This window comes from Streptomyces sp. NPDC059564 (genome assembly GCF_042735575.1).
Classification (GTDB): Bacteria; Actinomycetota; Actinomycetes; order Streptomycetales; family Streptomycetaceae; genus Streptomyces.
The window spans coordinates 1-12635 of sequence record NZ_JBHWBP010000224.1; the positions used below are offsets into that span (position 1 = coordinate 1).

Genomic DNA, 12635 nt, shown 5'->3' on the forward strand with positions numbered 1-12635 from the left:
GGCGTCTTCCAGGACGATCCGGCCGATGACCTCGTAGCGCTCGGGTGCTCTGAGCTTGAGGTAGAGGCCGAGGGCCAGGCCTCCGAGGAAGACTGCGGCGACGATCCAGGGGATGAGGGTGAAGACGAGGGAGTCGGCGGCGAGTCCGGCCGCGGTCTTCATGTTGACGACCAGCAGGACCACGACGGCGCTCATCGCGATCCCGCCGAGCAGGGGGGCGGTGAACGTCTTGAACCAATGCCGGTCCTCGGGGTGGTTCTTGCGGAAGTAGCCGATCACGGCGAAGGAGCAGAGGGTCTGGACGATGAGGATGGCCATGGTGCCGAGGATCGCCAGCAGGGTGTAGAGGTGGATGTAGGGGTCCTGGCCGGTGAGCCAGAACGCGGCCACGAGGGCGATCGCGATGGCGCTCTGCACGAGGGAGGCGATGTACGGGGATCCGTGCCTGGTGTGGGTACGGCCGAGCCCTGGGTGGAGGAAGCCCTCACGTCCGATGGCGTAGAGGTAGCGGGCGGCGCACTGGTGGAAGGCCATGCCGCAGGCGAACGAGCCGGTGAGCAGGAGCCACTGGAACGAGTCGACGGCCCAGGAGCCGATGAACTGCTGCGTGGGTGCGAAGAAGAGGTCCAGGGGGTTGGCGGAGGCGGACAGTTCGACGGACTTGGTCAGGCCGTTGCCCGCGATGGTCATCCAGGAGACGTAGATGTAGAAGAGGCCGACGCCGACGACTGAGATCAGGGTGGCCTTGGGGATCACCCGCTTGGGGTCGCGGGACTCTTCGCCGTACATGGCGGTCGATTCGAAGCCGACCCAGGACCAGAAGGCGAAGAAGAGGCCGAGTCCGGCGGAGGTGCCGGTGAAGGCGTTCTTCGGGTTGACCGGTTCCAGCGGGATGCCGTCCGGGCCGCCGCCCGCGAGCAGCACCGCGGTCGCGACGGCGAACAGGACCGCGATCTCGCCGACCAGCATCACGCCGAGTGCCTTGGCGGTGAGGTTGATGTCGAAGTGAGCGAGGATGGCGGTGACGCCGAGCATCGCGGCCGCGTAGAGGGCCCAGGGGAGGTCGACGCCGAGCTGATCGTGCACGGTCGTCCGGGCGAAGTACGAGAAGACGCCGACGATCGAGGCCTCGAAGACGATATAGGCGAGGACGGCGAGCATCCCGGAGGCCATCCCCGCGATCCGGCCCAGGCCGTGGGAGATGTATCCGTAGAACGCTCCGGCCGCCGTGATCCGCTTGGCCATGGCGACGTAGCCGACGGCGAAGACGGTCAGGACGAGGGTGGCGAAGAGATAGCCGGCCGGGGCCCCGATGCCGTTGCCGAAACCGACGGCGATCGGCAGATTGCCGGTCATCGCGGTGATCGGCGCGGCGGTGGCAACGGCCATGAACACCACCCCGACCAGACCGACCGAGTTCGCCTTGAGCCGGTGGACTTCACCGCTGGGACTGTGGGACATGAACGTCCTCTCCACGCTGGCGGCAGGTAGCCGATGGGAAGGCGGCCACTCTCGCCCTGCACGACCCACGCCACAATCGACAGAAGGACCTCCAATCAGTCTGTAGGGACGACGAGTTGTCGGGCCGTCAGACAGAAGGACCGAATGCGTAACCGCCCGGTGATGTTCACGGAACCGGGGAGGAGCTAGGACTGCGGCGGCATGAACACTCGCTGCGCGACAGCAGCCGCCGTGCCGATCTGGACGGGGCAGGGCAGGGCAGGCAGGCAGGCAACCGGAGGATCGCGTCACCTCGGCGGGCCGGCCGGCGGGGTGCCTCTTCGTACGGCTCCGCGGGGCATGCCGTGCCCGCTGCCGCCGACCTCGTCGGCCAACTCCGGCGCACCGCAGGGGAATGATCTTGTGGATCAGGTTTCGTGTGGAGCGTTCTTGGCGAAGTACTTCCACCATGGGCTTATCGCCGGTCACCGGTCATCCTGCTGTCGCTGTCTTCCGTGAGCCCCGAGGCGGGCGGTCCGTCCCGGCGCTGGGCCCGCAGGTCGGTACTGAGGCCAGGCGCACCGCGCGCGTGCTGGCCGGGTTGGCGACCCATGCCAGACCTGTCGAACGGACCCTCGCGCTGCGGCAGGCCGCTGCGGCTGCCGGTGAGTTGGTGGCCGCGCTGTCGGCTCTGGCTCCGGCCGTGGCCGGTGAGGGACTAGCGGCGGAGTCGACCAGTCAGTCGTTCTTCCGGGTCCGTGAAAGGGAACTGTCGGACCAGCAGGCCGCCCTGCACGGTGTCCTGGTCGTCCACCGCGCTCTGGAAGATCTGTGCGAGGCTCCGCTGTCGGGCGCCGACCTGGCGCTGGAGGCGGCCGGGATGCGGCAGGCGCTGCTCGACCTCACCGGCGCAGCGCCGGGCGCCGCCCCCGACTCCGTACCGCTGGTGGCCGTCCCCGAGCCGGCTGCGGGCGCGTCGTTGGAGAGTGTGTGGAGTGCTCGGTGGCTCATCGGGCACCAGGTCCATGTCCTGTTCAACATCTGCGCCGCGGTCGCCGTGGCCGACGCCACCCGCCATCTACGGCAGGGCGACGGCGATGCCGCTCTGCCGCGGCTGGATGATGCGACGGTGTACGTGCGGGGTTTCCCGGCGGCCATGACCCACGCCAGTACGATCCCGGCCGATTACTACATGGCGGCGATACGCCACACCATGGCTCCCCCGTCGGTGGACGCCCCGTTGAGCGGGCGCCAACATCGCGGATACAAGCTGTTCCGGGCAGCGATGAAGGACCTGCTGTCCGTGGTTCCCGACTCCTACGAGCAGTTGGCGGCCCGCGCTCCGGAGCTGGCCGAGGCACGGGGAGCGCTCCTGGAAGCCGACATCGTGGACGGTGAACGGCACATCACCCTCGCGTACTCGATGGTGCATCTGCATCGTTCCATCGCTCAGAAACCAGAAGGACCCGACAACGCCGTCGCCGAACTTCGGCACATGCGCCACCGCCGCGCAGCCCAGTACGCCTCCCTGATCCGATTCGGGGACCACTACATCGCCGACGCCGTGGCCTCCCTGCGCCACTCGTGACTCCGCGTGTCCGCCGCCCACACCTCCGGCAGGAGACCCTGATGCCCGAGACGACGCCCGGCACCACCCAAAGCCCTGCCGTCGCCGCCGACTGGACGCTTGACCCGGCCGATGCCGGCGCGTGCGAGCGGCTGGCCCGCACCCTGTGCACCGGCGAGCACGACCAGGTCGACGACCCCGAGTGGGTGGCCCGGGCCCGGGATGCCTGGGAGGAGCTTCCGTTCCCGCTGCGCCGTGGGGTGCGCCGATTTCGAAGGCACTCCGGCCCGCATGGCACATTGGTGATCGGCGGCCTGCCCGTCGATCAGGCGGCCCTGCCCGCGACTCCGTCCGTGCCCGGCTCGGTCCAGCGCCGGGCCACCGTCTCGGCCGCGGTGCTCACCATGGTGGCCTGCGGGCTCGGCGAGCCTCTCGCCTACCGGGCTGAGAAATCCGGCGCCCTCGTGCAGGACGTCGTACCCGTGCCCGGGCAGGAAAGCTTCCACGGCAACGCCGGATCGGTGCCGCTGTCCTTCCACACCGAGAACGGCTTCCACCCCCACCCACCCGACCATGTGGTCTTCCTGTGCTTGCGCGCCGACCACGACCAGATCGCCGGCATGCGCGTCGCCGGCATCCGCCAAGCGCTGCCGCTCCTCACCGCAGCCGGTCGCCGTGCCCTGTTCGCACCGGAGTTCATCACCACACCACCGCCTTCCTTCGGCCCCGACGCTGCCGCGAGTGGGCCCGGCGTCGAGCCCCGACCGGTGCTGTCGGGAGCGGTCGAGGATCCCGACATACGGATGGCCCAACTGGTCACCACCCCGCTCACCCCTCGGGCCACTGCGGCGCTGGCCGAATTCGGCCGCGCCTGCGAGGCGACCGCCCGCACCCTGCGCTTGAATCCGGGCGACCTGGTCGTCATCGACAACCGCGTCACCGTCCATGGCCGCACCGCCTTCCACCCCCGTTACGACGGAGCGGACCGCTGGCTGCAACGCACCTACGTCACCACCGACCTGCGCCGCTCCCGCGACCACCGCCCCCACGACGGCCACGTACTCGCCCGCTGACCAGCGTCCGGTCCCATGGGTAGGTGCGCACGTACGCGGTGAACGGAGGTACTGAAGATGATCGAGGTTGTGCTGAGGCTGTCAGCCCGTGATTTGGTGTACGGGGACCTGGCGTCGTGCGGGTGGGCAGGGTCTGATCACCACATGGCCGGCGTCGCCGAGCAGTTGGAACGTGTGCGGACCGGTGAGGTCGACTACCTGGCGGTCTGCCCTGGGACGGACGTCCCGGTGGCGAGGGGGGGCGTCGACTACCAGGTCAAGGAGGGCGTCGGCACGTTGTGGCAGCTGGCAGTCCACCCCGCCTTGCAGTCGTGTGGGATCGGCACGTTCCTTGTCGAAGCCGCAGAACTGCGGATCAGGAACCGCGGTCTGCGGCGGGCCGAGCTGGCTGTGGAGGAAAGCAACCCCCGGGCGCGTGCGCTGTACCAGCGACTGGGTTATGTCGCGTACGACCGCCAGCCGGACTCGTGGGACGAACAAGCCCCTGATGGATCGTTGCGCCGCTACGAAACGATGTGCACGTTGATGCGGAAGGAACTCTCGTAGGCTCAGCCACGGCCGCAACCCTCCAAGGTCGTCAGTGATGGCGGAGGCTCCTTCCTCGGGCCGTGCCCGGCGGCGATCACCGTTGTCAGACCCCCTTGTCACTGTCGCGAACCTCGCGAACCCGAGACCATCGAGGGCGGTCTTGACGAGCGACAACGATGTGCGGCAGTTCGGCATCCACACCTATGACCAGTGGACGGCGATGTGGAACGGCGATCTGCACCTTGCCGAGGAGATCATGGCGCCGGAATTCGCCCTGCGTTATGCCTCGCTTGTCGATGGCGCACGGACCGGCCTGGTCGCCCGCCCCTATCTCGCTGCCGTCACGGCGAGGACGGCCGGACCTTTTACCGCTAGGGACTGTCTTCAGCCGTGCTCTCCGCTTCTCCACGGCCCGGATTTCGGGTTGTGTACCGTCCTCCCTATGCCTGAGATGCAGTTGCTTCGTCCGGACCATGCCTCCGCGCTCCTCGCCTTCGAGCGGGAGAACCGGGCTTACTTCGCGGTCTCGGTACCGGACCGGGGGGAGGACTACTTCGCCGGGTTCGACGAGCGGCATCGTGATCTGCTGGCCGAACAGGACGCCGGGAACTGCTACTTCCACGTGCTGGTCGGTGCTGAGGGCGAGGTGCTGGGGCGGGTCAACCTGGTGGACGTGGCGGACGGCGGTGCCGAACTCGGGTACCGGATCGCAGAGCGGGCCGCGGGCCGGGGGCTGGCCACCTCGGCTGTGCGGGACGTGTGCGGCCTCGCTGCCGACCGGTACGGGCTGACCTCCCTGCGGGCAGCCACCACCCTCGACAACGCGGCGTCCCGAGCCGTGCTGGCCCGCGCGGGGTTCAACGTCACCGGCGAGACGCGGCTCTCCGGCCGCCCGGGCCTGACGTACCTTCGCAGCCTCGACGATTACTCCGCTCCGCCTGCCGACTTGTGACGCTGACCCCGCCCCGACCCGGCGCCGCCGCGGAGACCGGATCCGGGGTGGCAGGGGGCTGCGACCACCTTCACCCACATGTTGCTCAAGGCATCGATGGTCCTGAACCTAGGAGGTCAGTGAAGGCTCGCGATCCGTGCTCTGGCACGCTGTCCCGGTGGACGCTCTCATCGGCACTCAAGCTCCTCGTCAGCGACTGGCTGATCCGGCCTCGGCGGTCGCAGCCTTGGAGCAGGCCGTCCCCGGCCTCGCCCTGGTTCGACGTACGGCTCCAGCCGGCATCAACTGGGCACGGCTCGAAGAATGCCTGACCGCGGAGCTGCCCTCCGACTACAAGCTGCTTGCCAACAGCTACCCGTCCTTGGCTTTCGGCGACTTCCTTTGCGTCGGCTTCCCGGAACCCGGGCAGGAACGGGCATGGGCAGAGGACCCCGAAGATCTTGAGATCCTCGCCGAGTGGTGTGCGGACGCAGAGATGTCCGTTCCTCTGCACCCCTTTCCTGCCCCCGGAGGCCTGCTGCCCTGGGCCGCGTCGAACCAGGGCGACTACTTCCTCTGGAACACCACAGGGTCCGGTCCCGACTCGTGGACCGTCACCGTGGCCTCACGCAACGGCGGCTGGTGGCACTACACCGGAGGCGCGGTTCAGTTCCTCGCCGACCTGATCAGCGGAGCTTTGGAACTGTGGGAGCTGCCGTCGGTACGGCCCCACGTCGAGGCCTTCTGAGCGAACGACGGCTCTCCTACTTGCTCGTGTTCAATGGTCGAACGGAACTGGGCGCCCGCCTCGCCTAAGGGCGGGCCGCCGACCATGACCACCGTGACGGACACGGCGGTCCGTAGCCTCGGCGGGGACTTCCTCGCTGGGACTTTCGGCCGCTCCTTCCAGCACTGGTCACAGGCCGCCGCAGATCACGCGGAAGGGAAGAGCTGTTCGCGCACCCATTGGGGATCGGGGTTGGTGTGTGGCCGGCCCGCCAGGAGGACGGTCGGGACGGTCTCGTTGCCGTCGTTGGCCGCCCTCACCGCTGCGGCTCCTGCCGGGTCGCGCCAGATGTTGACCCAGTGCAACTGGCGGGCGCTGCGGCCCAGCCGGATGCGCATTCGCATGCAGTACTTGCAGCCCGGCCGCCAGAACACGACCGGGCGGCCGTCGACCGCGCTGCGGCGTTGTGCCTCCCGGGCACCGATCGACCTCGGGAAGATCAGGGGCGAGTGCACGCCTGCGAGGGCCAGGAACCCCAGCAGGAGTGCTGCGGCTGTGCCGGGGCTCCCCTTGAGGGTCAGCCCCGTCGCGACGGCTGAGCCGCAGAGCACAAGCAGCATCGGTAGGATCCAAGTGCGCATCATGGTGACGCAGGTTATCGATGACTCGAAAAGCTCGTCGAACCAGGCCGCTCACCTGGATGTACTCCGGAGTCCTGCGGGCGAGCCGGATGCTACAACCACGCAGGTCACCGACCTGTACGGCCCTGCCCGCGGCATGGCCTGGGACCGCATCCCTCCGAGGCCCACCACCCGATCCGCGTGGATCGACCACACCAGCGAACTCCCCGTCATCGAAGGCACGTTGATCCGCCGCCAGGTCGACCGCCTCCACGAGGGCGGAGATCCACTGCCGCTCTGACTGTGGTCGTCGGCCACCGGCCTGAGCGTCGGGCCGTCGACGTACGCTGGCAGGCGTTCCTGCGGCGCTTCGACCTGGAACACTCCTTCCGGCTGATGAAGCAGACCCTCGGGTGAACCCGGCCGAAGAAGCGCACCCCCGAGGCCCGAGACCGCTGGACGTGCCTCGTGGTCGCCGCCCACACCCAGCTCCGGCTCAGCCGCGAAGCCGCGGCGGAAGTCCGCCACCCCTGGGAGAGCCCGGCCGAGCCCGCACGGCTCACCCCGGCTCAGGTCCGCCGAGGATCTCGGAACCTCCGCCCGCGCCCTGCCTGGCCGACGCAACGCTCACCGGGCCGGTGCCGCGACAGGTCAGCAGCGTGTAGGCAGGATGTCGGCCGCCTGGCGGGACTGTCGGTGATCCATAGGCGATGTGCCGGTGGCCTCTGGAACCGTGGGAGTCGAATTGCCGGCGGAGCAGTCGCAGCCGCCTTCACCAGCAAGGGAGCCCCGTCCATGTCGTCCGCATCCCCCACCCCGCCTTGGAACGTCCGACGGCTACCGCGTGCCGATGGCCGCGTTTTCCTGGTCACCGGCGGCAACGCCGGCATCGGGTACTTCGTCGCGGAGCAGTTGTCGGCGACCGGAGCCACCGTCGTACTCGGCAGCCGGAATCCCGCCAAGGCCGAGATCGCCACGGCCTCGATCCGTGCGCGGGTCCCCGGCGCACGGGTGCGGGCCGTACGGCTGGACCTCGCCGCCCTCTCGTCGATCGAAACAGCGGTGGAATCACTGGAGGTGGAGCGCCTCCACGCGGTAGTCCACAACGCCGGCGTCGCGCTTGACGACCCGCCGCGCAGGGAGACCGAGGACGGTCACGAGCTCATGTTCGGCACGAACCACCTCGGGCACTTCGCCTTGACCCGGTGGCTGATGCCGCTGCTGTCGGCCGCGCCGGCGGCCCGCATCGTGACCATGGGCAGCTTCGCGGCAAAGTCAGAGCGGCTCGACCTGGACGACCTGCAGTCCCGGAAGGACTACCGGCCCAAGCGCACCTACGGACGCTCCAAGTTGGCACAGATGTACTTCGGCGTCGAGCTCGACCGCCGCCTGCGTGCTGCCGCCAGCGCGGTGACGAGCGTGGTGGTCCATCCCGGCGGCGCGCTGGACTCCCTCACCCCGTCACGGCCGCCGGTTCATAGGCGAACCACCGGCGCCCGGCTGAGCGCGGCACCTGCGGCCCTCCTCGTCCAGGGCAAGCACGCCGGCGCATGGCCCGCAGTCCGGGCGGTGCTCGACCCGGCCGTGCGTGGAGGCCAGCTGTGGGGACCACGCGTCTTCGGCCTGCGCGGCGAGCCCCGCCACGAACCGATAGCGGACCACCTCGCCGACACTTCCGTCGCGGCGCGGTTGTGGGATTCAAGCTGTGACCTGACCGGCGTCGACCCCGGTGCCATCCCCGGATAACCCTAGTGGTGCTTGGTCAGGGTCCGTCGTTGGTGGCGTGCCCGGATGATCAGCTATGCCCATGACCGGATGTGATGCCTGGAGAGTTGGCTGGGGTCCGGTGTGACCTGCCGGATTTCGCGGCGGATGTGTTCGAGCCGTTCACACCGGTCGTCCACGAGTGACGGACCCACCTCACCCTCTGGGCCGGCGCCTGCCCCACCTGTCACCTCGGCATGCCAGCACCAACACCAACCGTGACCCAGCCCTACTAGGTGGTCGTGCGCCTGGCAGGCCTGTCGGTGGGCTTCTTGGGGCGCTTCGCCGAAGAACCACGCCTGCTTGCGCAAGCGCGGCATCCGCTGCATCGTCCCGGACAAGGCCGGCCAGGCCCTCAGCCGCAGGAAGCGCGTGCCGAACTTCGGCGGCCGCCCGCCGAAGTTCGGCAAGATCGACTATCGCGAGCGGCACGCGGTTGAGCGCGGCATCAATCGCCTCAAGCGCCACAGGGCCGTGGCCACCAGGTAGGAGAAGCTCGCGGTCCGCTATGAGGCGACCGTACTCGTCGCAGCCATCAACAAGGGCTGTGATCCGTCGCTCCCACGGACGAGAGCCAGACAGTCAGCTTCCGTGGGGCAGTTGGGCCAGGGCCTTGAGCATCTGCTTCCAGGCATCATCAGAAGCGTTCACGTCATAGCTTTCGGGGCGGTCCTCGCACAGGAACCCATGCTCGGCTTGAGGGTAAGCGATCAGTTCGTGCCGTACCCCGGCCCGCTGGAGACGCCGGCCCAGGCGCTGCCATTCATCTGCTGAGATCAGGAAGTCCTGCCCGCCGACGATACCGAGCAGTGTGGTGTTGTGTTCGGCGATGGCGGCTGCACCTGAGAGTGTCAGGGGCGGTTCGGGCTCGGCCAGCGGGATGCCACCGTCCAGGGTCCAGCCGCCGTAGCAGCTGATGACCGTGTCCAGCGGCAAGCGGGTGGCAGCCAGGATGCCCAGGTGGCCGCCCAGGGAGAAGCCGGCAAAGGCACGAGCAGGACCGGCGCCCAGTGCGACGCCCGCGGTGAGGGCCGCCTCGGTGTCGGCAGCAACCCCCTCGCGCGTCAGATGGCCCAGCAGCCGGAAGCCTTCCTCGCGCCCGTGATCGTCATACCCCAGGTCGGCGCGGCGAGCCTGACGCCAGTAGAAGTCCGGTGCGATAGCCGCGTAGCCGGCCGCTGCCAGGCGCTCGCACACCTTCTGCACCCAGGCCGTAACGCCGAACAGCTCCATGCCGACCACCACGGTCGCGACAGGAGCTCCAGTGGCTGGAGCAGCGGCATATACATCCGGCCCCTCGGGCAAACGCATCCAACGAGCAGAAACCGGAGCAAGATTCGACATGGATATCCCCCGAACAAGCAGGCGATGAACACCCAGGGTGCGGCCACGGGCGCCTCAGGCTAACCCGGGTGGCTTGAGACGCCGCCACACCACCCCACACACTTCCGATACAGGCTTTAAAGGTTGTTGCAGAACGTCGGAGCCGGTCTGGGAGGGGAAGAGACGTTCAAGGGGTTACGGATGGCCCGTTTCGAACGGCTGACAGCTGATGGGCACGGACGATCGTCGGGTCGACCGCGACGACCCACCGATCTGAACAGGTCGGCCTCGGAGCAGGATGGGCGTGTGACGCCTCCCCGACTGCTGTGGTGCGACCCGCGGCCCATCCCCCGGTTCAGCGGGCAGGAGCCGGTGACCACGATCGTTCGCGATCCCAGCTTCCACGAACCGACTGAAGAAGATGGCTGCTGGAGGTTCGGGTACTTCTGCCAGGCGCGTGACCACCCCTACTGGCACGCGTCCTGCGGGGTGTCGACGGTCGCAGTCGCAGGCAGGACAAGCAGAGGCAGGACGTGGACGAGCCAACACGTCCACGCCAGGTGACTTCTTGTGAAGCGCGGGCCATAGGACCCGGAGAGCCTGGTGTTCGCCCAGATGGCCGACTATCAGACCAGGCGGGCACCCCTGTTTCGTGGACGGACACGAACCGTTCCCATCCGGACAGCCATGAGCCAACCGGCGTGAACGGGTACCCGCCCGCCCTCACAGGCCAAGGTCCTCTCCAGAGCTCTCGGCCCTCCAGCAGTCCGGTGATGGTGCGCCGTGGCCCGAGTTCAGGAGCCGATGAAGCGGGTCGCGCCCACGAACGGGCGGTTCGTCAGGGGCTCCTCCCTTACCCTCTCCCCGGTCTTGGGCGAGTTGATCATCATCGGTTCGCCCTTGTCGTTCCTGCCGACGTAGATGCCCACGTGGGTGACGTTCGAGGTGCTGCTGCCGAAGCCCAGGACGTCGCCGGGCCGGAGGTCGGTCGGCGATGTGATCCGCTCGCCCTCGGCCGAGCCCGCGGGCGCCGAGCCGCCGCCCGCGTCGAACTGCGGCTGGCTGTCGCGCGGGATGGTGATGCCGAGGGCGGAGTACACCTGGCTCGTCAGGCCGGAGCAGTCGTAGCCGAACCCGGCCGTGCCGGACCACAGGTACTCCAGACCGAGGAACTTGCGCGCTTCGGCGACCACGTCGTCGCCGGTCACCCCGGACGTCGGGACCTTCGCGAGGTCGCCGCGCTCGAAGTAGATCGGGGTGCCGTCGTTGGCCCGGGCCTCCACGACGGACGGGGCGCCCGCGACCGGCTTCACGGCGAACTCCGTGTTGAACGAGTACTCGGTGCCTCCCTTGGACGGCGCCCCAGCCGCCAGTGCCTGACGAGAGCGGTAGCCCCAGGCCGTCGGGCTGGTGACGCGCTCCGCGGTCGTGCCGGACGGAGCCCTCTTCCGGAGTTTCGTCAGCTGCCGGTCGGGCACCCAGCCGGGGTAGCCGGCCGCATCCCTGGGCGTGGGCTGGCCGTGGACCACCACCTTGTCCCAGAGCACGCCGTCCTTGGTCGTCGTGTCGACCACGGTGACCCGGCCCCCGTACAGGGCCTGCGTCTCACCCGGGACGTCGCGGCGCAGGTTGATGTCAGGGGCCATGGCGGCGAACCAGCCCCGGATGTCGACCGGGTTGGTGAGCGCCTTCGCGTCCACCGTCCGCAGTTTGTCGGGGCTCACCCAGATCTGCGCGACGGACACGTCGACGTAGCAGGTCCTGGCGCCCTTGCAGGCGGCCGACGCCGCCGAAGGGGAGGTGTCTGCGGCGGAGACGGGATGCGCCAGGGGAACCAAGGCCATGAAGGCGCTGACGGCAACGGGAAGCGCGATGTTCGAGAGGGGCATACGACGATTGTCCTGCGCGGGCCGCCGCGGACCAGGGACCGACCGGCCGACCATGCGGCTGATATCGGACATGCCGGTCGTGACTCGGGGGATGAGGGGGAAGCGCGGGCCCGTTGGCAGCCGTTGCCAGCGCGGCAGGAGCCGGTCACCTTCACCCGACGCCCACGAGCAGGCTGACGGTCCCGGCGGGTGCCGCCCGGACAGGGCTGAGGAAGCCACCCCGAGCCCCCTTCCCGGTGGGGTGAGCCCGTCCGGTGCTGCCAGGGCATGGTCTGGCGCGGACCCCGGACGACGGCGCAGGCGCCGGGACCCGGGCAGGTGACCGTGGTCAGTGGGGCCCCTGCCCTCCACTCGCCACCTGGGTCGTGATCACTCGCACGCCAGTGCTTCCGGCCTGTTCACCGCCACTGGTAGGTGCGGTCGGTCATGGGCTCATGTCCGTTGGAGAGCCGGGGCCGGGAAGGGCGGAGAGGTGCGTTCGCGACCGGCGGCGGCCTGTCAGGATCAGAGGGTCAACGGCTCTTCACAGCAGTGGAGTTGAAGGTCTCGCGGTAAGTGCGCGGCGGTACCCCGACGTGCGCCTTGAACAGGGTCCGGAAGTTGGCCGGCGTGCCCAGGCCGCAGCGCCGTGCGACGGCTTCGACCGTCAGGTCGCTCGATTCCAGGAGTTCCCGTGCCAGGCCGAGCCTTGCATCGAGCAGCCAACTCATGGGCGGTCGACCGGTGTCGGAGTGGAAGCGCCGGATGAGGGTGCGGCGGGACATGCCGGCCTG

The 12635-nt window shown here is 69.0% G+C and carries 12 protein-coding genes and 1 pseudogene; 8 read left to right on the forward strand and 5 right to left on the reverse strand.

Annotated features, from left to right (window positions below; translation table 11 throughout):
* Positions 1 to 1461 (reverse strand): APC family permease (locus ACFV0Q_RS28655; protein ID WP_385009254.1); only part of this gene is annotated, 1461 nt, incomplete at its 3' end.
* A gap of 652 nt (positions 1462 to 2113) precedes the next feature.
* Here ACFV0Q_RS28655 and ACFV0Q_RS28660 point away from each other — a divergent pair.
* The 5 genes from ACFV0Q_RS28660 to ACFV0Q_RS28680 all read left to right on the forward strand — a co-directional run bounded on the left by ACFV0Q_RS28660 (position 2114) and on the right by ACFV0Q_RS28680 (position 6287).
* Positions 2114 to 3028 carry a hypothetical protein gene (locus ACFV0Q_RS28660; RefSeq protein ID WP_385009255.1) on the forward strand — a complete coding sequence of 305 codons (915 nt, stop codon included), beginning with the start codon at positions 2114 to 2116 and terminating at the stop codon, positions 3026 to 3028.
* Between the two features lie 41 nt (positions 3029 to 3069).
* Positions 3070 to 4080 (forward strand): TauD/TfdA family dioxygenase, encoded by a 1011-nt coding sequence (locus ACFV0Q_RS28665; RefSeq protein ID WP_385009256.1) that lies wholly within the window; start codon positions 3070 to 3072, stop codon positions 4078 to 4080.
* A gap of 57 nt (positions 4081 to 4137) precedes the next feature.
* On the forward strand, positions 4138 to 4626 hold the full coding sequence (locus ACFV0Q_RS28670; protein ID WP_385009257.1) for a GNAT family N-acetyltransferase: 489 nt from the start codon (positions 4138 to 4140) through the stop codon (positions 4624 to 4626).
* Positions 4627 to 5050: 424 nt separating this feature from the next.
* Positions 5051 to 5560 (forward strand): GNAT family N-acetyltransferase, encoded by a 510-nt coding sequence (locus tag ACFV0Q_RS28675; RefSeq protein ID WP_385009264.1) that lies wholly within the window; start codon positions 5051 to 5053, stop codon positions 5558 to 5560.
* 157 nt (positions 5561 to 5717) lie between these two features.
* Complete coding sequence (locus tag ACFV0Q_RS28680) at positions 5718 to 6287, forward strand: SMI1/KNR4 family protein (RefSeq protein WP_385009258.1); 570 nt, start codon at positions 5718 to 5720, stop codon at positions 6285 to 6287.
* A 185-nt stretch (positions 6288 to 6472) separates the two neighbouring features.
* On the opposite strand, the gene ACFV0Q_RS28685 is transcribed toward ACFV0Q_RS28680, so the two are convergent.
* Positions 6473 to 6910, reverse strand: coding sequence for a glutaredoxin domain-containing protein (locus ACFV0Q_RS28685; protein WP_385009259.1), 438 nt, complete (start codon positions 6908 to 6910; stop codon positions 6473 to 6475).
* A gap of 76 nt (positions 6911 to 6986) precedes the next feature.
* Here ACFV0Q_RS28685 and ACFV0Q_RS28690 point away from each other — a divergent pair.
* The 3 genes and pseudogenes from ACFV0Q_RS28690 to ACFV0Q_RS28700 all read left to right on the forward strand — a co-directional run.
* Positions 6987 to 7567, forward strand: a pseudogene (locus ACFV0Q_RS28690) (transposase); the annotation flags it as partial.
* A 114-nt stretch (positions 7568 to 7681) separates the two neighbouring features.
* On the forward strand, positions 7682 to 8632 hold the full coding sequence (locus ACFV0Q_RS28695) for an SDR family NAD(P)-dependent oxidoreductase (protein ID WP_385009265.1): 951 nt from the start codon (positions 7682 to 7684) through the stop codon (positions 8630 to 8632).
* Positions 8633 to 8953: 321 nt separating this feature from the next.
* Complete coding sequence (locus ACFV0Q_RS28700; protein WP_385009260.1) at positions 8954 to 9139, forward strand: hypothetical protein; 186 nt, start codon at positions 8954 to 8956, stop codon at positions 9137 to 9139.
* A gap of 93 nt (positions 9140 to 9232) precedes the next feature.
* Here ACFV0Q_RS28700 and ACFV0Q_RS28705 read toward each other — a convergent pair whose 3' ends face one another.
* From ACFV0Q_RS28705 to ACFV0Q_RS28715, 3 genes are all read right to left on the reverse strand, one after another.
* Complete coding sequence (locus ACFV0Q_RS28705) at positions 9233 to 9994, reverse strand: dienelactone hydrolase family protein (protein ID WP_385009261.1); 762 nt, start codon at positions 9992 to 9994, stop codon at positions 9233 to 9235.
* A gap of 773 nt (positions 9995 to 10767) precedes the next feature.
* Complete coding sequence (locus ACFV0Q_RS28710; RefSeq protein WP_385009262.1) at positions 10768 to 11862, reverse strand: NlpC/P60 family protein; 1095 nt, start codon at positions 11860 to 11862, stop codon at positions 10768 to 10770.
* A gap of 512 nt (positions 11863 to 12374) precedes the next feature.
* Positions 12375 to 12635, reverse strand: a 261-nt coding sequence (locus tag ACFV0Q_RS28715) for a helix-turn-helix domain-containing protein (protein ID WP_385009263.1), incomplete at its 5' end; no start/stop codon positions are given.